At 71.1% G+C, this 21,586-nt stretch carries 22 protein-coding genes; 10 read left to right on the top strand and 12 right to left on the bottom strand.

Annotated elements, in window-relative coordinates; genetic code table 11:
• Positions 1 to 94: 94 nt before the first annotated feature.
• Positions 95 to 613 (bottom strand): GNAT family N-acetyltransferase, encoded by a 519-nt coding sequence (locus ACFPIH_RS04115; RefSeq protein WP_381168501.1) that lies wholly within the window; start codon positions 611 to 613, stop codon positions 95 to 97.
• Between the two features lie 214 nt (positions 614 to 827).
• Between ACFPIH_RS04115 and ACFPIH_RS04110 the strand changes: the two genes are divergently transcribed.
• Together ACFPIH_RS04110 and ACFPIH_RS04105 are read left to right on the top strand one after the other, a co-directional pair.
• The gene (locus tag ACFPIH_RS04110; protein WP_381168246.1) at positions 828 to 1,826 is read left to right on the top strand and encodes a sigma-70 family RNA polymerase sigma factor; all 999 of its coding nucleotides are present in this window, start codon (positions 828 to 830) and stop codon (positions 1,824 to 1,826) included.
• Between the two features lie 529 nt (positions 1,827 to 2,355).
• Positions 2,356 to 2,943: a TetR family transcriptional regulator gene (locus ACFPIH_RS04105; protein WP_381168499.1), complete on the top strand. Its 588-nt coding sequence runs from the start codon at positions 2,356 to 2,358 to the stop codon at positions 2,941 to 2,943.
• Between the two features lie 228 nt (positions 2,944 to 3,171).
• Here the strand turns inward: ACFPIH_RS04105 and ACFPIH_RS04100 are convergent, their stop codons facing one another.
• A complete protein-coding gene (locus ACFPIH_RS04100; protein WP_381168244.1) occupies positions 3,172 to 4,143 on the bottom strand; it encodes a helix-turn-helix transcriptional regulator in 972 nt (323 codons plus the stop codon).
• A 62-nt stretch (positions 4,144 to 4,205) separates the two neighbouring features.
• Between ACFPIH_RS04100 and ACFPIH_RS04095 the strand changes: the two genes are divergently transcribed.
• The 6 genes from ACFPIH_RS04095 to ACFPIH_RS04070 all read left to right on the top strand — a co-directional run bounded on the left by ACFPIH_RS04095 (position 4,206) and on the right by ACFPIH_RS04070 (position 10,241).
• Positions 4,206 to 5,729, top strand: a complete 1,524-nt coding sequence (locus ACFPIH_RS04095) for an MFS transporter (protein WP_381168242.1) — start codon at positions 4,206 to 4,208, stop codon at positions 5,727 to 5,729.
• Positions 5,730 to 5,884: 155 nt separating this feature from the next.
• Positions 5,885 to 6,646: a DeoR/GlpR family DNA-binding transcription regulator gene (locus tag ACFPIH_RS04090; protein ID WP_381168240.1), complete on the top strand. Its 762-nt coding sequence runs from the start codon at positions 5,885 to 5,887 to the stop codon at positions 6,644 to 6,646.
• A 101-nt stretch (positions 6,647 to 6,747) separates the two neighbouring features.
• Positions 6,748 to 7,698, top strand: a complete 951-nt coding sequence (gene pfkB, locus ACFPIH_RS04085; RefSeq protein ID WP_381168497.1) for a 1-phosphofructokinase — start codon at positions 6,748 to 6,750, stop codon at positions 7,696 to 7,698.
• On the top strand, positions 7,695 to 7,820 hold the full coding sequence (locus tag ACFPIH_RS04080; RefSeq protein WP_381168239.1) for a hypothetical protein: 126 nt from the start codon (positions 7,695 to 7,697) through the stop codon (positions 7,818 to 7,820). The genes pfkB and ACFPIH_RS04080 overlap by 4 nt, the downstream gene beginning before the upstream one ends.
• Positions 7,817 to 9,871 (top strand): PTS fructose transporter subunit IIABC, encoded by a 2,055-nt coding sequence (locus ACFPIH_RS04075; RefSeq protein ID WP_381168237.1) that lies wholly within the window; start codon positions 7,817 to 7,819, stop codon positions 9,869 to 9,871. Before ACFPIH_RS04080 ends, ACFPIH_RS04075 begins: the two co-directional genes overlap by 4 nt.
• Positions 9,872 to 10,004: 133 nt before the next feature.
• On the top strand, positions 10,005 to 10,241 hold the full coding sequence (locus tag ACFPIH_RS04070) for a hypothetical protein (RefSeq protein WP_381168235.1): 237 nt from the start codon (positions 10,005 to 10,007) through the stop codon (positions 10,239 to 10,241).
• 75 nt (positions 10,242 to 10,316) lie between these two features.
• Here the strand turns inward: ACFPIH_RS04070 and ACFPIH_RS04065 are convergent, their stop codons facing one another.
• The 4 genes from ACFPIH_RS04065 to ACFPIH_RS04050 all read right to left on the bottom strand — a co-directional run bounded on the left by ACFPIH_RS04065 (position 10,317) and on the right by ACFPIH_RS04050 (position 14,956).
• Positions 10,317 to 11,063: a DUF6227 family protein gene (locus ACFPIH_RS04065; RefSeq protein WP_381168233.1), complete on the bottom strand. Its 747-nt coding sequence runs from the start codon at positions 11,061 to 11,063 to the stop codon at positions 10,317 to 10,319.
• A 178-nt stretch (positions 11,064 to 11,241) separates the two neighbouring features.
• Positions 11,242 to 12,465 (bottom strand): L,D-transpeptidase, encoded by a 1,224-nt coding sequence (locus ACFPIH_RS04060; protein ID WP_381168231.1) that lies wholly within the window; start codon positions 12,463 to 12,465, stop codon positions 11,242 to 11,244.
• 158 nt (positions 12,466 to 12,623) lie between these two features.
• Positions 12,624 to 13,712: a P1 family peptidase gene (locus ACFPIH_RS04055; RefSeq protein ID WP_381168495.1), complete on the bottom strand. Its 1,089-nt coding sequence runs from the start codon at positions 13,710 to 13,712 to the stop codon at positions 12,624 to 12,626.
• Between the two features lie 50 nt (positions 13,713 to 13,762).
• Positions 13,763 to 14,956, bottom strand: coding sequence for a low temperature requirement protein A (locus ACFPIH_RS04050; protein WP_381168229.1), 1,194 nt, complete (start codon positions 14,954 to 14,956; stop codon positions 13,763 to 13,765).
• A 55-nt stretch (positions 14,957 to 15,011) separates the two neighbouring features.
• Between ACFPIH_RS04050 and ACFPIH_RS04045 the strand changes: the two genes are divergently transcribed.
• Both ACFPIH_RS04045 and ACFPIH_RS04040 read left to right on the top strand, forming a co-directional pair.
• The gene (locus ACFPIH_RS04045; RefSeq protein ID WP_381168227.1) at positions 15,012 to 15,602 is read left to right on the top strand and encodes a GNAT family N-acetyltransferase; all 591 of its coding nucleotides are present in this window, start codon (positions 15,012 to 15,014) and stop codon (positions 15,600 to 15,602) included.
• A 4-nt stretch (positions 15,603 to 15,606) separates the two neighbouring features.
• Positions 15,607 to 15,789 (top strand): hypothetical protein, encoded by a 183-nt coding sequence (locus ACFPIH_RS04040; RefSeq protein ID WP_381168225.1) that lies wholly within the window; start codon positions 15,607 to 15,609, stop codon positions 15,787 to 15,789.
• 49 nt (positions 15,790 to 15,838) lie between these two features.
• Here ACFPIH_RS04040 and mscL read toward each other — a convergent pair whose 3' ends face one another.
• The 6 genes from mscL to ACFPIH_RS04010 all read right to left on the bottom strand — a co-directional run bounded on the left by mscL (position 15,839) and on the right by ACFPIH_RS04010 (position 21,522).
• On the bottom strand, positions 15,839 to 16,309 hold the full coding sequence (mscL, locus tag ACFPIH_RS04035) for a large conductance mechanosensitive channel protein MscL (protein ID WP_381168223.1): 471 nt from the start codon (positions 16,307 to 16,309) through the stop codon (positions 15,839 to 15,841).
• Between the two features lie 114 nt (positions 16,310 to 16,423).
• Positions 16,424 to 16,942 carry an RcpC/CpaB family pilus assembly protein gene (locus tag ACFPIH_RS04030; protein ID WP_381168221.1) on the bottom strand — a complete coding sequence of 173 codons (519 nt, stop codon included), beginning with the start codon at positions 16,940 to 16,942 and terminating at the stop codon, positions 16,424 to 16,426.
• Between the two features lie 187 nt (positions 16,943 to 17,129).
• Entirely contained in the window at positions 17,130 to 17,975 is an 846-nt protein-coding gene (locus ACFPIH_RS04025) for an S-methyl-5'-thioadenosine phosphorylase (RefSeq protein WP_381168219.1), read from the bottom strand.
• Positions 17,976 to 18,045: 70 nt separating this feature from the next.
• The gene (locus ACFPIH_RS04020) at positions 18,046 to 18,393 is read right to left on the bottom strand and encodes an FmdB family zinc ribbon protein (RefSeq protein ID WP_381168218.1); all 348 of its coding nucleotides are present in this window, start codon (positions 18,391 to 18,393) and stop codon (positions 18,046 to 18,048) included.
• Between the two features lie 67 nt (positions 18,394 to 18,460).
• Positions 18,461 to 19,723, bottom strand: coding sequence for an MFS transporter (locus tag ACFPIH_RS04015; RefSeq protein ID WP_381168216.1), 1,263 nt, complete (start codon positions 19,721 to 19,723; stop codon positions 18,461 to 18,463).
• Positions 19,724 to 19,956: 233 nt separating this feature from the next.
• The gene (locus ACFPIH_RS04010) at positions 19,957 to 21,522 is read right to left on the bottom strand and encodes a potassium/proton antiporter (RefSeq protein WP_381168214.1); all 1,566 of its coding nucleotides are present in this window, start codon (positions 21,520 to 21,522) and stop codon (positions 19,957 to 19,959) included.
• Between the last annotated feature and the right edge of the window lie 64 nt (positions 21,523 to 21,586).

Below are 21,586 nucleotides of genomic sequence, written 5' to 3'. Positions count from 1 at the left end.
CGCGTCCGGTTGAGGCGTCCGGCTGAGGCGCCTGGTCTGAAGCGTCCGGCTGAGGCGCCCGGTCTGAGGTGTCCGGTCTGAGGTGTCCGGCGGCTCAGAGGGCCTTCTCGTACCAGGCCACGTCCCAGTAGCGGCCGAACTTGCGGCCCACCTCGCGATACGTGCCGACGTAACGGAACCCGAAGCGTTCATGCAGCCGCGTGGACGCTTCGTTCGGCTGCGCGATGCCCGCGTACGCGCGGTGCAGGTCCTCGCCCGCCAGCGCCGCGAAGAGCGCCTCGTAGAGCAGCGTGCCGACGCCGCGGCGGCCGGCGCGCGCAGCGACGTAGACCGTCACCTCCACCGAGGTCGAGTAGGCCGCCTTCGCTCTGTAAGGGCTGGATGTGGCATATCCAAGAATTTCCTGTGAGTCCACGTCCACGGCAACCTTCAGCAGGTGCGGGCCGTCTTCCAGGTGGGAGAGCAGCCACGGGCGGCGCTCCTGAGGAGTGAAGACCGCGGTATCGAATGTGATGGGCGTCTCACGTACGTAGTGGTTGTAGAGATCGGTGAGGGCTTCGAGGTCCGCCTCGACTCCCGCCCTGACCTGCACCTCCGTGCGTTCCGACAGCATCGCTTCTCCCGTGTGGCCGGACAGTGGCCGGACAGGGTACTGCATGATCAGAAAAATCGGGGTGCGGGTTGGGAATTCTGTCCTGATTCCAGTCGTTGTTTCCATCGGATGCAGGGCACCCGAGCAGAGTCCCGAAAACAGTCCAGGGGCCGGCTGAGCGAGTGCCGGGTGTCCAGGAATCACCCGCTGACCCCACCATCGCAAGGGAGCACGCATGGCAACCCGTGCCGTCGCCCGTCGTAAGTCCGCCACCGGCGAGACGGCAGACGCGGCCCGCAGTGTTCGCACTCATGGCGGCGAGATCGCCGACCGCGATCTGGTCGGCATGTATCTCGACGAGATCGCGCGCACACCCCTGCTCGACGCCGCCAAGGAGGTCGAGCTGTCCCAGATCATCGAGGCGGGTGTGTTCGCGCGACAGGTCCTCGACGGGTTCGAGGAGGCCAGGGCCGAAGCCAGCCGGGAAGAGCTGGAGGCGCTGGTGGCCGAGAGCGAGCGCGCCAAGGACGTCTTCATCCGTTCCAACCTCCGCCTGGTGGTCGCGGTCGCCCGCCGCTACCCCCGCAGCGGTCTGCCCCTGCTCGACCTGATCCAGGAGGGCAACGCGGGCCTGGTGCGCGCGGTGGAGAAGTTCGACTACCGCAAGGGCTTCAAGTTCTCCACATACGCCACCTGGTGGATCCGCCAGGCCATCACCCGGTCCATCGCCGACCAGTCGCGCACCATCCGCCTGCCCGTCCACCTCGTGGAGGAGCTCGGCCGGATCCGCCGCGTCCAGCGCGAGTTCAACCGGGAGCACGGCCGGGACCCGGAGCCCGCCGAGATCGCCGCCGAGCTCGCCTCCACCCCGGAGCGCGTCACCGACGTGCTGGACTGGGCCCGCGACCCGGTCTCGCTGAACATGCCGGTGGACGACGAGGGCGAGACCCAGTTCGGCGACCTGCTGGAGGACACCTCCGCGGTCTCCCCCGAGCAGTCGGTCCTCACCCTGCTGCGCAGCGAGGAACTCGACGGCCTCATCGACCGCCTCGACCCGCGCACGGCCTCCATCATCAAGATGCGCTACGGCATCGACGACGGCCGCGAGCGCACCCTGACCGAGGTCGGCAAGGAGCACGGGCTGACCCGTGAGCGCATCCGCCAGATCGAGAAGCACGCCCTGCTGGAGCTGAAGAAGCTCGCGCGGGACACGGGCTTCGAGGCGGCGGCGTAGGGCCTGTCCGGACCCCTCCCGGATGTGTGTCCGGCCGCATTCCGCCGGGCGTGCGCCGGGTGCGGGAACGTGGCGCAAAGACGGCAGTACGACATCGCTTCAACCGCCGGGACCGGGGGAACAAGACTTCAGGGCACGGGAGTTCGGACGAACCGGACCCTGAAGCCCCCGCCCGCACCAGCTTGCCGCGCAGCACACCACCAGGACCACGTCCCGACGCAGACATCCCCCCGGCGCCGGGACTTTCCCCGAGCCGGGCTTCGGCGCCTCTCCCCCCAGGCGCTGGAGCCCGGCTCGCTTTTCTGCCGTCTGCGGCGCGTGCGGTCTGCTGCCTGTCGGGTGGCGTCCGCCGTCTGCTGCGTGTCGGGTGGCGTCTGCCGTCTGCCGGGTGGGCGGGGCACCCCGTACCTGAACCACGGGGTGGCCCGCCCGGATGGCAGATTGTGCCACATGGGCATAGCCTGCAGCCGTGACCAGCTCCACCCCCGCCCCGGCCTCCCTGACCGAGCGACGCAAGGCGGCGACCCGGATGGAGATCGCCAGGGCGGCGGCCGGCCTCTTCGTGGCGCGCGGCCTGAAGGCCACCCGCGCCGAGGACATCGCCCAGGCCGCGGGCATCGCTCCCCGCACCTTCTACCGCTACTTCGCCACCAAGGAGGAGGCGGTCGCCCCGCTCTACGCGGCGGGCGCCCAGCGCTGGGCCGAGGCGGTCCGCGCCGCCCCACCCGAACTCCCCGTACCCGAGGCCCTGGCCCATGCCGTACGGCACACCCTCGTCCCCGGCCGCGGAGTGTCGGCGGCGTCCTGGGAATGGGTCCGCACCCTGATCCGACTGGCGGCGACGAGCCCGGCCCTGGGGAAGGTCTGGGCAGAGGTGTGCCACGAGTCCGAGGGCACGCTGGCGGAGATCCTGAGAGCACGCCTTTCCCCCGGAGCGACCTCCGCCCCGACCCCCCACGAACGCTTCACCGCGGCCGTCGCCGGCGCGGCGGTCCGCGTGGCCGTGGAAAGCTGGGCCACCACCCACGCCCCCGCCACCGGCCCGGAGGGCCCCGCAGAACTGGCCCTGCACAACCTCCGCGCACTACGGACCTTCACCTGGCTGGAGGAGGGGTGACTCGGCTTGGAGTGGCGTGGCGTGGCGTGGAGTGGCGTGGTTCTGGGCGGAGAGCGGTCGCTTGATGCGGCGGGGCTGCGGGGGACGGCCGGTCGGTGAGCCGCGGTGCCGTGGGACTGCCGGAGGCGGCCAGTTGGCGGGCCGTGATGCTGCGGGGCCGCCCCCGACGGCGGGGGCTGACACCAGGGGCTCCGAAGCGGTCGGCGGGCGCCCTCCCTGTCGGTTGCCTCAGCCGCCCGCCGCTCTCCCCATCCGCCCGCCCAACTCCCTTACGGAGTCCACCAGTTCCTCCGGCGCGTGGACGGAGAACTCGTAACCCGCCATCGCCAGGCGTACCGCCACCCACTCCACCGGGTCGGTGGTCGTGCCGCGCAGGCGGCAACTGTCGTCGGCCTCCTCCTCCGGGCGGCCCAGCCAGGGCGAGAGGCGGGCCGACACGGACTGCGCGGGTGCGGCGAACGTGACGTCGTACTCGTACTCGGGCGTGTCCGGGCTTCGCCAGAGCGACCGCCGGAGGTACTCCGCGGCGCTCCCCGTCGGCAGTTCCCGCAGCGCGAACCGCGCACCGGTCGCGAAGGGCTCCCGTACCCGGTCGACCCGGAACGTCCGCCAGTCCGCTCGGTCGAGGTCGTAGGCGACGAGGTACCAGCGCCGTCCCGTCGAGACCAGCCGGTACGGCTCGGTCAGCCGGCGCGACTCCGTGCCGTCCTTCGCGCGGTAGGCGAACCGCAGCCGCTCCTGCCCGGCCACCGCGGACGCCATGACGGTCAGCGTCTCGGGGGCGATGCTCGCGCCGTCCCCGCTGGTCAGCGGCGTGGTCGCGGCCTGGAGCGTGGCGACTCGGTGGCGCAGCCGGGTCGGCAGCACCTGCTCCAGCTTGGCCAGCGCCCGCACCGACGCCTCGTCCACCCCCTCCACCGCGTGCCCGGCGCCCGCCCGCAGACCGACCGCGATCGCCACCGCCTCCTCGTCGTCCAGCACGAGCGGCGGCATCGCCTTGCCCGCGACGAGCCGGTAGCCGCCGTCCGAACCCTTGCTCGCCTGCACGGGATAGCCCAGCTCACGCAGCCGGTCGATGTCCCGCCGCACGGTACGGCGCGACACCCCGAGCCGGTCGGCGAGCTCGCCGCCGGGCCATTCGCGGGGCGTCTGCAGAAGGGAGAGGAGCTGGAGCAGCCGTGCCGGGGTGTCCGTCGTCATGCGTTCGAGCATGCCGCACCACTAGGACATGACCTGACCTAATGGAGACATAACTTCGAGCCATGAACTCCACTGACTCCACCGATGTGCACACCCCACCCGCCCCACCTACCTCATCCGTGTCGGACCGCCGCCGCTGGTTCGCCCTCGCGATCGTGATGACCGCGGCTTTCATGGACCTCGTCGACGTCACGATCGTCAACATCGCGATCCCGTCCATCGAGCGGGACGCGGGCGCCTCCGTCGGTCAGATCCAGTGGATAACGGCCGGTTACGCGCTCGCCTTCGCCGCGGGCCTGATCACCGGCGGCAGGCTCGGCGACATCCACGGCCGCAAGCGGCTGTTCCTGCTGGGCATCGCCGGCTTCACCCTGGCCTCCGCGTTGTGCGGCTTCGCGGCGAACCCGGAGATGCTCGTCGCCTCCCGCCTCCTCCAGGGCGCCATGGCGGCGCTGATGGTGCCCCAGGTGCTGGCGATCGTGCACGCCACCTTCCCGGCGCACGAACGCGGCAAGGTGTTCGGTCTGTTCGGCGCGGTCGTGGGGCTGGGCGCGGTGTCCGGCCCGCTGCTCGGCGCGCTGCTGACCGAGTGGAACCTGTTCGGCCTCGAATGGCGGCCGATCTTCCTCATCAACCTGCCCGTCGGCATCGCCGGCCTGATCCTCGGCAGCCGCTTCATCACGGAGTCCAGGGCACCGAAGGCCCTCAAACTGGACCTCGTGGGCGTGGCACTCGTCACGCTGGGCCTGCTGATGCTGCTCTACCCACTGACCCGGGGCCGTGAGCTGGGCTGGCCGCTGTGGGGGTACATGTCGATGACGAGCGCGGTCGCGGTCTTCGGGGCGCTCGTCGCGTACGAACGGCGCAAGGGCGCGCGGGACGGCTCACCGCTGATCGAGCTCTCCCTCTTCCGGGTGCGGAGCTTCGCCGCGGGGATCCTCATCCAGACCGTGTTCGGGCTCGGCCTCGGCATCTTCTTCCTGGTGTGGACGCTGTACCTGCAGACCGGCCTGGGCTGGAGCCCGCTGCGGGCCGGGCTGACCGGAGTTCCCTTCTCCCTCGCGGTCTCCACGGCCGCCGGGCTGTCCGTGCAGAAACTGGTCCCGCGCTTCGGCCGCAGGGTGCTCCAGGCGGGCGCGCTGGCCATGGCCGCCGGCGTGCTGCTCTACCTCTGGGAGTCGGACCGCTACGGACTCGGCATCACCTCCTGGCAGATGACGCTGCCGCTGGTCGTGATGGGTATCGGCATGGGGCTGATCGTGGCGCCGCTGACGGACGCGGTGCTGTCGGAGGTGCCCCGCGAGCACGCCGGTTCGGCGTCCGGGCTGGTCAACACCGTGCAGCAGATGGGGAACGCGCTCGGGCTCGGCCTGGTGTCCGTCGTCTTCTTCGGGCAGATCGCCGACCGGCTCACTCCGACCGAGGTGGGCCCCGCCTTCGTGCACGCCTTCCAGTACGCGCTGGGCTGGGTGGCCGCGGTGATGGCGGCGATCTTCCTGCTGATGTTCGCCCTGCCGAAGCGGCCGTCGTCGCAGCCGGCAGGGATGGCGGTGGAGGCGGAGCGCGAGCCGCAACTCGTCTCCTGAAGGAGTGTGAAGGAGTTGAAGGGGCGTGAAGGAGCGTGAAGGCGTGCAAGTCCGTTCATGCCCGAATGACGTCCGAACCTGTTTACTTTCCGGAAATACGGGCGTAGCCTCCCACCGAAACCACAAGTTCGGGCATGAGTCGGAGGCGAACGGACATGTACGCACCGGAGCGGCAGCAGGAGATCCTGCGGCTCGCCCGTGACGCCGGCCGGGTGGACGTCCTCTCGCTGGCCGAGGAGTTCCAGGTCACGGCGGAGACCATCCGCCGTGACCTGAAGGCCCTCGACCGCGCCGGCCTCGTCCGCCGGGTCCACGGCGGTGCCATACCGGCCGGACGCCTCGACTTCGAACCGGACCTCGCCGAACGCGAGGAAACCTCCACCGACGAGAAGGACCGCATCGCCAAGGCGGCCCTCACGGAACTGCCGTCCGAGGGCACGATGATCCTCGACGCCGGTACGACCGTCGCCCGCCTCGCCGCCGCCCTCCCGCTGGAGGCCGAGCTCACCGTCGTCACCCACAGCCTGCCCATCGCCGCCCGCCTCGCGGACCACCCGGGCATGCAACTCCATCTGATCGGGGGGCGCGTGCGACACCGCACGCGCGCCGCCGTGGACGCCTGGGCGCTGCGCGCGTACGGCGAGATCCGCGCCGACGTCCTGTTCGTCGCCGCCAACGGCTTCTCCGCCGAGCACGGGCTGACCACCCCCGACCTCGCCGAGGCCGCCGTCAAACGGGCCGCCGTCACCGCCGCGCGCCGGGTGGTGCTCCTCGCCGACTCCTCGAAGCACGGCCAGGAGCATTTCGCCCGCTTCGGCGACCTGAGCGACGTGGACCTGCTGATCACCGACAGCGGGCTGAGCCCCGAGGACGCCGCCGCCATCGAGCGCGGCGGCACGGAAGTGGTACGAGCATGAGCGGCACCGACATGAGCCACGCGGGTGTGAGCACCGCGGGTGTGAGCGGCGCGGCTGTGAGCACCGCGGGCGTGAGCGACGCGGCTGTGAGCACCGCGGGCGTGATCCTCACCGTCACCCCCAATCCCTCCCTGGACCGCACCTACGAGGTGCCGTCGCTCGACCGGGGCGAGGTCATCCGCGCCACCGGCGAGCGCATGGACCCGGGCGGCAAGGGCGTCAACGTCTCGCGCGCAGTCGCCGCCGCCGGCCGCCGTACGGTCGCCGTCCTGCCCCTGGGCGGCGCCCCGGGCGCGCTCGTCGCCGACCTGCTCGACGCACAGGGCATCGAGGTCGCGCCGGTGCCGGTCGCCGGCGCCACCCGCTCGAACATCGCGCTCGCCGAGTCCGACGGCGTCCTCACGAAGATCAACGCGCCCGGGCCGGAGCTCTCCGCGGCCGAACAGGAGCTGCTCCTGGAGACCGTGCGCGAGCAGTCCCGCGACGCCGACTGGATCGCCTGCTGCGGCAGCCTGCCCAGGGGGCTCGCGCCGTCCTGGTACGCCGAGGTGGTCGCGCGGGCGCACGCCGGGGGAGCGCGCATCGCTCTCGACACCTCCGGTCGCGCCCTGCTCGAAGCCCTGCGCGAGCGTCCCGACGTGGTCAAGCCGAACGCCGAGGAACTCGCGGAAGCCGTCGGACGCCCCCTGGCGACGGTGGGCGACGCCGTGAAGGCCGCCGAGGAACTGCGTGCGATGGGCGCGCGCGCCGTCCTCGCGAGCCTAGGCGCCGACGGGCAGCTCCTGGTGGAGGACGCCGGCGTCTGGTTCGCGAGCGCACGCGTCGACGCCGTACGCAGCAATGTCGGCGCGGGCGACTCCTCCCTCGCCGGCTTCCTGATCGCCGGCGGCAGCGGGCCCGCGGCGCTGGCCTCGGCCGTCGCCCACGGCGCGGCGGCCGTGCAACTGCCCGGCAGCGTGATGCCGACCCCGGGAGACCTCGACCCGGCGGCGGTGACGGTCACGGCGGAGGTGCCGGTGGACCGCGAACTGAAGGAGCCGGTGTTGTCATGACCCCCCTGCTGTTACTCGGCGCCCTCGCCTCCGCCCACCCCACCTCCCCCACTTCCGTCCACATCCTCACCCTCGCCCACCCCGCACCCCGGGCGATACGCGTGCGAAGGAGCCCGCGATGAGCGACATGATCACCGCGGATCTGGTCGATCTCGACCTGTCCGCCGATACCAAGGAAGCCGCGGCGCGGTCCCTCGCCGAACGCATGGTGGCGCTGGGCCGGGTGACCGACCTGGAGGGCTTCCTCGCCGACGTGGCCGCCCGTGAGGCGCAGATGCCGACCGGCCTCGACGGCGGCATCGGCATTCCGCACTGCCGCAGCGAGCACGTCACCGAGCCGACCCTCGCCTTCGGACGCAGCACCGCCGGCATCGACTTCGGCGCGCCGGACGGGCCCGCCGACCTGATCTTCCTCATCGCCGCCCCGGCCGGCGCCGACGACGCCCATCTGACGATCCTCTCCGCGCTGGCCCGCCAGCTGATGAACACCGAGTTCACGGACGCGCTGCGGGCGGCGGGCGACCCGGCGGCAGCGGCGGCCCTGATCCGCGGCGACGGATCCCCCGCCGAGGGTTCCTCCGAAGACCCCGAACACTCCGAAGACTCCGTGGCGGTGTCGGCGGCGGCCTCCGCCGACACCGCCACGGCCCCCGCTCCCCAGGAGGACGACCCGGCGCCCTTCCGGATCGTCGCCGTCACCTCCTGCCCCACCGGCATCGCCCACACCTACATGGCCGCCGAGTCCCTGGAGAACGCCGGCCGTGACGCGGGCGTAGAACTCGTCGTCGAGACGCAGGGCTCGGCCGGCTTCACCCGGCTCGACCCGGCCGTCATCGCCGCCGCGGACGGCGTGATCTTCGCCCACGACGTCCCCGTACGCGACAAGGACCGCTTCGCCGGCAAGCCGACGGTCGACGTCGGCGTGAAGGCCGGCATCAACCGCCCCGCCGAGCTGATCTCCGAGGTGCGGGGCAGGGCGGAGCGCGGAGAGGTCACCTCCGGATCGGCGCCCACACCGGTCGACCGGGCCGGCGACTCCACCGAGGGCTACGGCACCAAGCTCCGCAAGTGGCTGATGTCCGGCGTCAGTTACATGGTCCCGTTCGTCGCCGCGGGCGGTCTCCTCATCGCCCTCGGCTTCGCGATCGGCGGCTACAAGATCAACAAGGCGCCGTCGGTCATGGACCACTTCGTGTGGACCCAGGGCGACAGCTGGGCCGCGCTGCTCTTCCAGATCGGCGGCGTCGCCTTCGCCTTCCTGGTCCCGGTGCTGGCCGGCTACATCGCGTACGGCATGGCCGACCGACCCGGACTCGTCCCCGGCTTCGTCGGCGGCTCGATCTCCCTCACCATCAACGCGGGCTTCCTCGGCGGCCTGGCCGCCGGTCTGATCGCCGGTGGTGTGGTGCTGTCGATCCAGAAGGTCAAGATCCCGGCGGCGGTGCGCGGCATCATGCCGGTGGTGGTGATCCCGCTGATCTCCTCGGCGGTCGTCGGATTCCTGATGTTCGTCGTCATCGGCAAACCCATCGCCTCCGCCCAGAAGGGCATGACCGACTGGCTGAACGGCCTCACCGGCTCCAACGCCATCCTGCTCGGCGCCCTGCTCGGCCTGATGATGTGCTTCGACCTCGGCGGCCCGGTCAACAAGGTCGCGTACACCTTCGCCACGGCGGGCATCGCGGTCGCGAGCCCCAGCGACTCCGCGATGAAGATCATGGCCGCGGTGATGGCGGCCGGCATGGTCCCGCCGCTGGCGATGGCCCTGGCGACCACCGTGCGCGGCAAGCTCTTCACCCCGACCGAGCGCGAGAACGGCAAGGCCGCCTGGGTCCTGGGCGCCTCCTTCATCTCCGAGGGCGCCATTCCCTTCGCCGCGGCCGACCCGCTGCGCGTGATCCCCTCCTCGATGGTCGGCGGCGCGGTCACCGGCGCCCTGTCGATGGCCTTCGGCGCGACCCTGCGCGCCCCGCACGGCGGCATCTTCGTGGTCCCGCTGATCGGCAACCCCTTCCTCTACCTGATCGCCATCGCCGCGGGCGTCGGCGTCACCACTGCCCTGGTCGTCGTACTCAAGGGCCTGCGCAAGCCGGCCCCGGGCGCCCCCGCCGCCGAACCGGCGAAGGGGACGGCCACGGCCACGACGGAGAAGAAGCAGCCGGTGGCCGCGTAGAGACGCGGTGGTTGTACGGGTAGCGCGAGTTGCGCTGGTTGTACTGGCTGTGCCGGTTGTACCGGTTGCGCTCGTTGCGAGATACGTCACGGTCCGGGGCCTCGGTCCCGGACCGTGGTGTCTACTGGACCGCATGCCCGAGCTCTTCACGATTCCCCAGCTGGCGGGCCTGACCTTTCTCGCTGTGGCGTCGGTCGTCTGGCTGGCCGCCATGACCCGCCTGCTGCGCCGCTACCGCTCGGCTGCCGACGCCCCGCCCGCCGTCCCGGACCGGCGCCAGCCCGGCTGGCATCTGGAGACCGTCGAACTCACCCCGGCGGAGATGGACACCTTCGCCCGCCTCGTACGACGCCTCGACCGCGGGCACTGAAAGCCTCGCGCGCCGAGGCCGTGGCCGTCGGGCGCTGAGAACCGCGGGCGCTGAGAAAGGCCCCGGCGACACGTCTCAGAAGACCTGCGTCGCCCGCCGCTCCATCGCCTCGCGGGCGTCCGACTCCGACGGGTACACCTCGCACATGTGGCGCCCGTCCGGCGTCGCCGTGTGCTCGACCTCCCACAGGGAGATCTCCCGGCCGTCCCGCAGCAGGAACGCGTGTTCGTAGAGCGAGAAGCCCAGACCGATGCGCCCGGCGCGGCAGGGGCGCCCGAAGGCCTGGGTGATCTGGTGCGCGAACGCCTTCGTCAGCAGTTCGGCGGTGTCCGTGCCGGGCCGGTCGGTGTTCTCGGCGCGACGCAGCAGCCGGCGGGCATGGTCCGCCGAGTCGTCCGGCACATACACGTGCGGGGGGACGGCGACCGGTGCTAAGGGCACCAGCACCGGCAGCTCGAAGTCCGTGCCGTCCGCCGGCAGGGGCAGCCGCGCGGTGGCGGTGCGCAGCTCCTCCTCGTCCACGTACACCTCGTGCTGCGGCTCGCCGCCCGGGGTGGTGTTGTGCACGAGCTCCCACAGGGTGAGGGCGCAGCCGTCGGCCAGCAGCCAGGTGTGCCGGTACGTCTCGCGGTGCAGGCCCGCACTGTGGTGCGCGGAGTGCAACGAGCTGTCGTGGGCCAGTGCGCACTCGAGCCGGCGCAGGGCCTCGTCGGGCAGTTCGAAGGAGTTCAGGGCACGGCCGAGGAGCCGCGCGAGGTGCTCCTCCGGAGACTCGGGCGACTCGGCTGGTTCGTACGCTGCTGTCTCGTACGGAACGCTCAAGGTTTCTCCCGGCGTTGCTGCATGTCACCTTGTGGGTGCATACCGTAGCCCCTCGGTCGGACATCATGTCCGGGAACCGAGAAAACGGACGTCGGGAAAACGGCCGGGCCGCGCGAAATGTTCCCGCGCGGCCCGAGGACCTGTCAGAAACCGCCGGTCGGAGACCGGTTGCCCATGCTCAGCCGGCGCTCCCGGCGGTCCACTCCGCCCAGGACATGTTCCACCCGTTGAGCCCGTTGTCCGGGGCCACGGTCTTGTCGGGGGAGTTCTTGACGATCACGACATCGCCGATCAGCGAGCTGTCGTAGAACCACTTGGCGGGTGTGTCGCCCTGCGCGCCCTGGACGTCCGGGAGTCCTACGCAACCGTGACTGGTGCCCTCCCGGCCGAACGGCGGATTGCTCCTGCTGTACCAGTAGTTCCCGTGGATGAAGGTTCCGGACGATGTCAGGCGCATCGCGTGCGGCACGTCCGGGATGTCGTACTCCCCGCCCAGCCCGACCGTCTGGCTGTTCATACGGGTCTGCGTGAACTTCTCGGAGATCACCATCTGGCCGTTGTAGGTGGTGTGCTGCGGGCTGCCCGAGGAGATCGGCACCTTCCGCAGGACCTTCCCGTCCCGCACCACGGTCATCATCTCGGTGTTGACGTCGACCGTGGAGACCTGCGAGCGCCCGACGGTGAAGGTGACCGTCTTTTTCTGCACGCCGTAGACACCGTTCGTGCCCTGAACGCCGTCCAGGTCGATCTTCATCGTGACCTTGGAGCCGGCCTTCCAGTACTCCTCGGGCCGGAAGTCGAGCCGCTGCGCCCCGAACCAGTGCCCCACCACCTGTTGCCCGCTGCTGGAGGTGACCGTGATGTGCGACTGCACGGCCTTCTGGTCGCTGATCACCTTGTCGAACGTGAACGACACCGGCATTCCCACACCGACCGTCGTGCCGTTGTCCGGCGTGTACGTCCCGATGAAGCTGTTGGCCGAAGTGACCGTGGTGAAGATGGAGTTGGCGGCTGCGGTCTTGCCGCTCGAATCCTTCGCGGTAGCCGATATCTGGTACTTCGTCCCGCGCTCCAGCTGCTCCTTCGGCTTCCAACTGCTGCCGTCGGCCGCCAGCGTGCCTGTCACGGCCTGGCCGCTGCCCGCCACCGTCATCTTCACCTCGGTGAGCCGGCCGTCGCTCACCTTCACGCCGGTCGTGTTGATCGACGCGCTGGTCGAGCCGTCCTTCGCCGAGATGACGATCTTCGCGGTGGACGTCTTGGCGGCGGCCTGCTTGCCGCTCTTGCCGTCGTCGACCTTGGCGTTGGCGCTGCCACCGCAGGCGGTCAGGGTCAGGGCGCCGACCACCAGGACGGCACAGGCTCCCAGGGTGCGACGCACTGTCGTGTCCGGCGTTGTCACGGGCTGCTCCAGCTTCGAGTGATGTGCGAGGTCTGCTCCAGTACATGGAGTACGTGGAGAAGGAGGGAGCGGGCGCCCGCCGAGGTTCCCTGCCTGGCCCAATGAACACCATCGCGTGACAGAACCAAGACAATCGACCCGGAGCCCAGCTCGTCACATCAACTCCCGTACAACTCCGTGTACGACGGCCACGTACCCCCCTCCCCGTCCACCGGCGTGGCCGCGCGCACCGCCCGGGTGATCGCGCGGGTCACCACGTCCGCGCCCGCCGCCAGGAGGTCGTTGAGGGCGAGCGGATGGTCGGGGGTGAGCGGGCGGGCACCGGTGGCCAGGGTGAACACCGTGTCGCCGTCATGGAGGAGGTGCACCGGGCGAACGGCGCGCGCGATGCCGTCGTGTGCCGTGCCGGCCAGCTTCTGCGCCTGCGCCTTCGACAACTCCGCGTCGGTGGCGACCACCACGAGCGTCGTGTTCAGCGGGGGAGGCGCGCTCTTCGCCGCGCTCTCGGCGAGCCGTAGGCGCGCGGCCTCGTGCACCCGCTCCTCCGGATACTCCACGCGCCCCTGGAACAGCTCCCCGTAGAGCACCCCCGTCTGTGGATCCACCACCGACCCCACCGCGTTGGCCACCACCAGCGCGGCCACCGTGATCCCCGAGTCGAGCAGGACGCTCGCGCTGCCGACACCGCCCTTCATCGCCCCCACGACCGCGCCCGTCCCGGCGCCCACACACCCCTGCGGCACCGGCGAACCGGGCTCACTCGCCGCAGCCGCCTCGACCGCCGCCCGGCCGGTGGCCGCGTCCGGTCGGGCCCCGAACTCGCCGCCCCGGCCCAGGTCGAAGACGCAGGCGGCGGGCACCACCGGCACGACGTGCGCCGGGTCGGGGCCCACAGGTACCCCGCGCCCCCGCTCCTCCAGCCAGGCCATCACCCCGGACGCCGCGTCCAGCCCGTAGGCGCTGCCCCCGGTCAGCACGATCGCCTCGACCCGCTGCACCAGGTTGCGCGGGTCCAACGCGTCGGTCTCCTTGGTGCCGGGCCCACCACCACGCACATCCACGGCCGCGACGGCGCCGCCCTCCGGGGCGAGCACAACCGTGGTACCGGTGAGCCAGCCACCGCCGATCCGCGTGGCATGCCCCACCCGCACACCGGCGACATCCGTCAGAGCGTCAACTGTCCGGGGAGCCTCGGGAGTCCCGGGAGCTTCGGGAGTCCCGGGATCCGGAGGATTCTTGGGAGTCATGGAAGTCATGGGAGCCAGTCTCGCCCGGCTCTCGCCGCCCCGCCGTGACGTCAGACGGCCGCGCCTGGTGCCCGCGCTGCCGTGCGCGCCGTCAGCGTCACCCCCGTCACCACCGACAGCGCCGTCACCAGGCCGGCCGTGAACACCGACCAGTCGCCCATGAAGGTGCAGCAGATCACCAGCAGCGCGGTGACCGGCAGCACCAACTGCTGGGCCAGGCCCACCTTGAAGTGGCGCGCGTGCAGCGCCCAGACCGCCAGCAGATACAGCGCGGTCGGCAGCGTCACCGCGGCCGACGCCGCGAGCGTCGACAGGTGCGCTTCGCCGACCGCCTGCTCCACCGCCACCTCCAGGCCCGCACCGATCGCCGCGGCCGAGGCGAAGACGACGTAGTGGCCGTAGCCCCACAGGAAGGCCTGCCGGCTGGAGCGCAGACGGCTGTGGATCGGCACCACGAAGTAGATCCACCAGGCGGCGAACACGATCAGCAGCCCGCCCACGGCGATCGGCAACAGCTCGTCCAGCGCGTCGAACTCGTCGATGCCGGACTTCACGGCGATCGTCGCCGCAGCGATCGTCTCGCCCAGGACGATGATCGTGAACAGGCCGTAGCGCTCCGCGATGTGGTGCGGATGCCACGACGTGGGATGGTCCCTCTCGGCGAAGAGCGGCACGCTCATCTCCAGCAGCGCCACCGCCAGGAACAGCCACGGCCTGCCGCTCTCCGGCAGGAGCAGCAGCCCCAGCCAGCCGACCTGGCACAGCAGCACCCCGCCGACGTACCGCAGCGCCATCGTCCGCTCCGCGCCCTCGGCCGACGACGCGACTCGCAGCCACTGCGAGCTCAGCGCGCACCTCATGATCACGTAGCCCAACCAGACGGCCACGTAGTCGTGGTCCTCGAACGCCCGCGAGACGCCCGCCGCCAGGACCAGGACCCCGGCCACCTGCACCAGGGTGACGATCCGGTACAGCACGTCGTCGTTGTCGTACGCCGAGGCGAACCAGGTGAAGTTCATCCAGGCCCACCAGATGGCGAAGAACACCATCGTGTAGTTGAGGACCCCCTCCCCGGCGTGCGACTCCGCCACCGCGTGCACCAGTTGGACGCCCGCCTGGGCGATGGCGACGACGAAGCACAGGTCGAAGAAGAGCTCGAGCGGCGAGGCGACCCGATGGGCCTCCCCGCGTCCCCGCGCGGTCAGCCTGCGCAGCGGTTCGATGGAGTCGTGGCTGGACGTCATGGACCTCAGCACAACAGATGGCGGCCGGAAAATCCTGCCGTGCGATCCTTTCGGCATGACCGATCGGCGGGACATCGTGATCGCCCGGTGGCCGGGGCGGGACGGTGTCGCCGAGACCGGGCTGTCGGGGCTGCTGGCCGCGTACCACCTCCAGACGGAGGAGGAGAAGGGACAACCGGTCCCTGGCGTCGCAGATCTGCCGCGTCGCTACCGTGCGGAGATCGAGGATCCGTGGGCCGTGTTCGCCGACGACGTGGTGCTGATGGCGCTGGACGGGGACACGGCCGTGGGCTGTCTGGTGCTGACCTCGCCCCTCGACGTCCGGACAGAGGTCAAGAGACTGTGGACGACTCCGGTGTCCCGGGGCCGTGGAGTCGCCTCCGCCCTGCTCGGCACCGCGCTCGACCACGCCGCGGAGATGGACGTCGACACGGTTCGGCTCTCGGTGTGGCGGTGGCGCACCGGCGCCATCGCCCTGTACAAGCGGTTCGGCTTCACCGTCACCACGGCATGGGACAGGCGCGACGGGTTGGTCTGCATGGAACGCCCGGTGGAGCGGGGGCCGAACGGGAGCGGCGGCGAGGCCCCGGCGCGTGGCGGCGACACGGCCGTACCCCGCAGCCGCGGGGACACGGCCGTACCCTAGAAACATGAGTACCCCCGCCGCCCCCGAGCCGAGTGCGCCCAAGGCCGCGCTGATCTTCGACGATCCGCTCGACCAGCAGTCCTCGGACGACACGGACCGCGGGTGGGGCGAGCGTCCGGGCGCGTCCGGCGACTCCGCGGCCGACCTCAGGCGCTTCCTGGACGAGAAGCCGCCCCACCACCTCTGAAGCCCGCCGCACCACCTGTGAAGGCCCCGAAGGGCCCCGCCCAGGGTGGCTACCGCTCGCTGTGGCCCGAGCCCCGCTGCGCGACCAGCGCGTCGCGGATCTCCTTGAGCACCTCCAGCTCGCTCACCTCCATGACCTCCTGCGCGCCCTCCTTCGCCTTCCGGCGGGCCTCCAACCGGGCCAGGTACTTCGCCATGGGCAGGACCATCAGGAAGTAGACCACCGCCGCGGTGATCACGAAGGTGAGCGTCGCGCCGAGGACCGAACCCCACAGGATCCGGACGCCCGTCGCGCTGTCGCCGGTACCAGTGCAAGGGCCCTTGATACAGGAGCTGTAGCTGTCGAGGTTCTTGGTGCCGATCGTGCCGACCAGCGGGTTGATGATGCCCTTCACCACCGAGTTCACGATGTTCGTGAACGCGGCGCCGATGACCACCGCGACCGCCAGATCCACGACGTTGCCGCGCATCAGGAAGGCCTTGAAGCCCTGCCAGACGCCCGGATCCTTCTTCTCGCTCACCTCGGGGACTCTCCTCTTGCGCACAGGGTGTGGAACGAACAGCTCCGCAACCTACGTCAACACGAGCCCGGTGTGTCCCATTCGGTAGCTCCAACGAGGGACTTGACAACTTCTTCACCACAGCGTCACCGCCAGTCGAGCCGTCGTGCTCGCACCAGCCAGGCGCGCCGCGGTGGCACGCGGCACCGACAGCACGACCAGCGCGCCGCCGTCACCCCCGCCGACCGCCGGCTCCAGTGGCTCCGGCACCTTCGTCACCCGCGCCCCGCGGGCGACCACCTGTGCTTCCCCGCCCGGCGGGGGCTCGGCGGCGATGTCGGCGGCGATGACGTCGACCCGGTCGCCCGGCCGCAGGAGCCGTACCGTCTCCGCGTCGGCGATCCGCACGGGGGCCGAGACCATCGCCCCGGCGGTGGGACGTCGGCGGACGGGGTCGCTCGACGAGTGCTGCGCGCGGGCGTGTGGGCTTCCGCCGGGATGTCCGTGCGCCGGACCGTCGTGCCCCGGTCCCGCCGCCACGAGCGCGGCGGCGGTGACGGCGAGGCCCAGAGCCAGGGCCCGCCGCCGGTTCCGTACGAGCCGATGCAGTGCGTACCACCCGCTGTGGACCCGCACGGGCGCGAACTGCGGCACCTCGCACGGCGGAGGCACCGGGAGCGGGAGAGAAGGGGGAGGACGTAGGGACAACGGGATCACCACCTGCGACGAGGGACCGGCCTGCGAAGCCGCGATCGATCCACGATGAGCCTTCTCGCCGCCGTCCGCCGGAGCCGGTGGACAACTCACAGCTTGTGGAAAACTCCCTCACCCGATCGGTGGGCTACGGAAGTTGGAACCCCGGATTCAGTCCACCCAGCGCCTTCGTGCACAGGCAGTCCCGCTCCTGCGTCGACGGCAGCCCCGCCACCGCGTCGAACAGAACGCCCCGCATCCGGTCGACATTCGCCGCGAAAACCGTCAGCACCTCCTCGTGGGAGACACCCTCACCGGTCTCGGCGCCCGCGTCCAGGTCGGTGACCAGGGTCAACGACGTGTAGCAGAGCTCGAGTTCACGGGCGAGCGCAGCCTCCGGATGGCCGGTCATACCCACCACCGACCAGCCCTGCGCCTGGTGCCACAACGACTCCGCACGGGTGGAGAACCGCGGCCCCTCGACCACCACCAGCGTCCCGCCGTCCACCGGCTCCCAGTCCCGCCCGCGCGCCGCCTTCAGCGCGGCCGCCCGCCCCGTGGGGCAGTAGGGATCCGCCAGGGACACATGGACCACGTTGGGCACGGTGCCGTCGGGCAGCGGCAGCCCGTCGAAGTACGTCGCCACCCGCGACTTCGTACGGTCCACCAGCTGGTCGGGCACGAGCAGCGTGCCGGGCCCGTACTCGGCGCGCAGACCGCCCACGGCGCACGGGCCGAGGACCTGGCGCACGCCCACCGACCGCAACGCCCACAGGTTGGCCCGGTAGTTGATCCGGTGCGGCGGCAGATGGTGCCCACGTCCGTGCCGGGGCAGGAAGGCGACCCGTCGGCCGGCGATCTCGCCGAGGAAGAGGGAGTCGCTGGGCGCTCCGTACGGGGTGTCCACCTGGATCTCGGTCACGTCGTCGAGGAACGAGTAGAAGCCCGAGCCGCCGATGACGCCGATCTCCGCGTTGATCTCTGCGTTCGCCATGCCCCGCACACTAACCGCAACGCCGAGGACCCTGCCGTCGGGGATGACGGCAGGGTCCCGGGAGGAAGCCTTACGCGGCGGAGCTGCCCGCAGAGGAACCGGCGCTCGGCGACTTCGAGTCCGAGGAGGAGGAAGAGGACGAACTCGAAGAGGATGAAGAAGACGACGTCGAGGACGAGGACGACGAGGAGTCCGAGCCGGACGACTTCGACGACGACGCCGGCGCGCTGCTCGACGAGGAGCCGCGGCTGTCGTTGCGGTAGAAACCCGAGCCCTTGAAGACGATGCCGACCGCGGAGAACACCTTCTTGAGGCGGCCACCGCAGCTGGGGCACTCGGTTAGGGCGTCGTCGGTGAACTTCTGCACCGCCTCGAGGCCCTCGCCGCACTCGGTGCACTGGTACTGGTACGTCGGCACTGTCTTCCTCCTGGCACTCTCACTCGATGAGTGCTAACGACGGTCCATAGTGACGTATTCCTTCGGATCAGTCCACTGCCACCGGCACGCGGTGACCGACGCCACGCGCGACCGTACGGCTCCGGGGCCGTACGGCCAGCCGTGAACGCAGCGCCAGCAGGGTCGCCAGGGCCAGCAGTGTGCCGCCCATCGGCACCAGGAACCCGGACCCGCCCCAGAGGTGGTCCTCCAGCTGACCGGCGGCTGTGACCGCTGCCGCCTGGCCGAGCGCCACCGCGCCGGTGAGCCAGGTGAACGCCTCGGTGCGCGCCCCGGCCGGCACCAGGCTCTCGACCAGTGTGTAGCCGGTGATCAGCGCGGGCGCGATGCACATGCCGACCAGGAGGCCGAGGCCCGCCAGTACGAGCACGGAGTGCGCGGCCCACAGGCCGGACGCCGTCAGCGCGAGTGCGCCGTAGCCTACGACCAGACGCTGCTGCGGGGCCGTACGCCAGGCGAGTGCGCCGCAGACCAGGCCGGAGAGCATGTTGCCCGCGGCGAAGGTGCCGTACAGCACGCCGTTCAGGCCGGGCTCGCCGAGGGACTCGGTGAACGCGGCCAGCGAGACCTGCATGCCGCCGAAGACCGACCCGATGCCCAGGAAGGCCACGATCAGCACCCGCACACCGGGGACGCGCAGTGCCGAGGCGTGCTCCACGCGCGCGTGTCCGGCGGCGGCGACCGGGGGCTGGGTGCTCTTGCGGGCGGCGAACAGCAGACCGCCGAGCAGGGTCAGGGAGGCCTCCGTGACCAGGCCGGCGGCCGGGTTCACGGTGGTGCACAGGGCGGTCGCGAGGAGCGGGCCGACGACGAAGGTGAGTTCGTCCGTGACCGACTCGAAGGCCGCGGCGGTGGTCAGCAGGGGCGAACCCTTGAGGGTCACACCCCAGCGGGCGCGGACCATGGGGCCGATGTGCGGCACCGACGCGCCGGTGGGCACGGCCGCCGCGAACAGCGCCCACAGGGGCGCGTGGGCGAGTGCGAGCGCGGTGAGGGTGAGGCCGGACGCCGTGTGCCCGAGCACGCCGGGGATCAGTACCGCGCGCTGTCCGTGGCGGTCGGCGAGGCGTCCGCTCCAGGGCGCGAACAGCGCCATGGAGACGCCGGTCACGGCCGCCACGGCGCCCGCCGCGCCGTAGGAGCCGGTGGTGTGCTGCACGAGCAGCACGATGGAGATGGTGAGCATCGCGAACGGCTGGCGTGCCGCGAAGCCGGGGAGCAGGTACGTCCATGCGCCGCGTGTGCGCAGCAGTTGCCCGTATCCGTTTCCGATGGAGACCGTGGATGCCACGGCCCGTGCCTTTCTGCCGCCTGGTAGCGCGACCCCACTGTGCGGGCGAGGGGCGCCGAGAGCTGTCCTCTTGCGCGCTGCGGTAGATACCGGCGCCCATTGCGGGAAGCCCGGCCGCCATACGGTCGCGCCAGCTCTGCGTCAGACAGAGTTGGTTCGATCAAGGTGAGCGTCCATCGTACAGGGGGTGGCGTGGCCCCGGCCTGTGAGAGTGAGCACCCCGAAACGTGCCCTTAACGTGGTTCGCCGGTGCCCAGCCAGTCGGCCAGCTTGCCGCCGTGGCCGACCGCGCGCAGCCGCCGCTCGGCCGCGTCGCGCACCGGGTCGGTGGCGACTACCAGGAGTTCGTCGCCGTGCCGCAGCACCGTCGTCGGCAGCGGAACAAACGATTTTCCGTCGCGTACGACGAGGGTGACGGCGGCCCCGGCCGGCAGCCGCAGCTCGTTCACCTCGACGCCGTGCATCTTCGACCCCTTGGGGATCGCGACGGACAGCAGATGCCCGCGCAGCCGCTCCAGTGGCGCCGACTCGACGCCGAGGTCGGCCGCCTCGGAGTCCTCGCCGAGGCGCAGCTTGCGGGCCAGCCAGGGCAGCGTCGGCCCCTGGACGAGCGTGTAGACGACGACCAGGACGAAGACGATGTTGAAGATGTGGCGGCTGCCCGCCACGCCGCTCACCATGGGGATCGTCGCCAGGATGATGGGGACGGCCCCGCGCAGCCCCGCCCAGGACATCAGCGCCTGCTCCGGCCACGGCACCCGGAACGGCGTCAGGCACAGCAGCACGCTCAGCGGACGCGCCACCATGGTCAGCACCAGGCCGATGACCAGTGCGGGCACCACGTCGTCGCCCAGTTCGTGCGGGGTGACCAGGAGGCCGAGCAGGACGAACATGCCGATCTGGGCGATCCAGCCGAGTCCGTCGGCGAACCCGCGCGTGGCGGGCCAGTGCGGCAGCTTCGCGTTGCCCATGACCATCGAGGCGAGGTAGACGCCCAGGAAGCCGCTGCCGTGCGCCAGTGCGCCCGCCGCGTACGCGGTGACCGCGATCGCCATGACGGCGATCGGGTAGAGGCCGGAGGCGGGCAGCGCGACGTGCCTGAGGCCCCAGGCGCCCAGCCAGCCCACCGCGAGCCCGATGGCCGCGCCGATGGCCAGCTCCAGCGCTATGTCGCCCAGCAGCAGGTACCAGTGCTCGACGGGGCCCGCCGTGGAGAAGGCGACCACCAGGATGACCACCGGGGCGTCGTTGAAGCCGGACTCGGCCTCCAGGGTGCCCGTCACGCGCGTGGGGAGGGGGATCCGGCGCAGGACCGAGAACACTGCCGCCGCGTCCGTCGAGGACACCACCGCGCCGATGATCAGCGCCTGCCGCCACTCCAGCCCCGTCAGGTAGTGCGCACCCGCCGCGGTGACCCCGACGCTGACCGCGGTCCCGACGAGCGCCAGTGCGGTGGCGGCCGGGAGTGCCGGCCTGACCTCCTTCCACTTCGTGCCGAGGCCGCCCTCGGCGAGGATCACGACCAGGGCCGCGTAGCCGATGACCTGGGTCAGCTCGGCGTTGTCGAAGTGGATGTGACCGATGCCGTCCGTGCCCATGAGGACGCCGATGCCCAGGTACACGAGCAGGCTGGGGAGCCCGCTGCGCGAGGAGATCCGGACTGCCGCGACGGCGACGAGCAGGACGAGCGAGCAGGCGAGCAGGAGCTGGTTGAGGTCGTGGACAGTCAGTGGCGGTTTCCTTCCTTGCGCGCACGTCTCGCGCGCGGGCGCACATGTACATGGGACAGGACGCTGCAAGCCTCCGACCCAACTACTTCATTACCTTACCTAACTCTTGACGATTTCTTGACACTCGGCAAGG

Origin of the sequence: Streptomyces vulcanius, from assembly GCF_042653945.1 — a bacterium.
Lineage (GTDB): Bacteria > Actinomycetota > Actinomycetes > Streptomycetales > Streptomycetaceae > Streptomyces > Streptomyces mangrovi.
Note: the sequence above shows the minus strand (reverse complement) of the source record. Positions and strands in the feature narration are given on the sequence as shown.

Coding starts and splice junctions, on each gene's coding strand:
- ACFPIH_RS04115 (WP_381168501.1), bottom strand. CDS start 613: ATGCTGTCGGAACGCACGGAGGTGCAGGTCAGGGCGGGAGTCGAGGCG.
- ACFPIH_RS04110 (WP_381168246.1), top strand. CDS start 828: ATGGCAACCCGTGCCGTCGCCCGTCGTAAGTCCGCCACCGGCGAGACG.
- ACFPIH_RS04105 (WP_381168499.1), top strand. CDS start 2,356: ATGGAGATCGCCAGGGCGGCGGCCGGCCTCTTCGTGGCGCGCGGCCTG.
- ACFPIH_RS04100 (WP_381168244.1), bottom strand. CDS start 4,143: ATGACGACGGACACCCCGGCACGGCTGCTCCAGCTCCTCTCCCTTCTG.
- ACFPIH_RS04095 (WP_381168242.1), top strand. CDS start 4,206: ATGAACTCCACTGACTCCACCGATGTGCACACCCCACCCGCCCCACCT.
- ACFPIH_RS04090 (WP_381168240.1), top strand. CDS start 5,885: ATGTACGCACCGGAGCGGCAGCAGGAGATCCTGCGGCTCGCCCGTGAC.
- ACFPIH_RS04080 (WP_381168239.1), top strand. CDS start 7,695: ATGACCCCCCTGCTGTTACTCGGCGCCCTCGCCTCCGCCCACCCCACC.
- ACFPIH_RS04075 (WP_381168237.1), top strand. CDS start 7,817: ATGAGCGACATGATCACCGCGGATCTGGTCGATCTCGACCTGTCCGCC.
- ACFPIH_RS04070 (WP_381168235.1), top strand. CDS start 10,005: ATGCCCGAGCTCTTCACGATTCCCCAGCTGGCGGGCCTGACCTTTCTC.
- ACFPIH_RS04055 (WP_381168495.1), bottom strand. CDS start 13,712: ATGACTCCCAAGAATCCTCCGGATCCCGGGACTCCCGAAGCTCCCGGG.
- ACFPIH_RS04050 (WP_381168229.1), bottom strand. CDS start 14,956: ATGACGTCCAGCCACGACTCCATCGAACCGCTGCGCAGGCTGACCGCG.
- ACFPIH_RS04045 (WP_381168227.1), top strand. CDS start 15,012: ATGACCGATCGGCGGGACATCGTGATCGCCCGGTGGCCGGGGCGGGAC.
- ACFPIH_RS04040 (WP_381168225.1), top strand. CDS start 15,607: ATGAGTACCCCCGCCGCCCCCGAGCCGAGTGCGCCCAAGGCCGCGCTG.
- ACFPIH_RS04025 (WP_381168219.1), bottom strand. CDS start 17,975: ATGGCGAACGCAGAGATCAACGCGGAGATCGGCGTCATCGGCGGCTCG.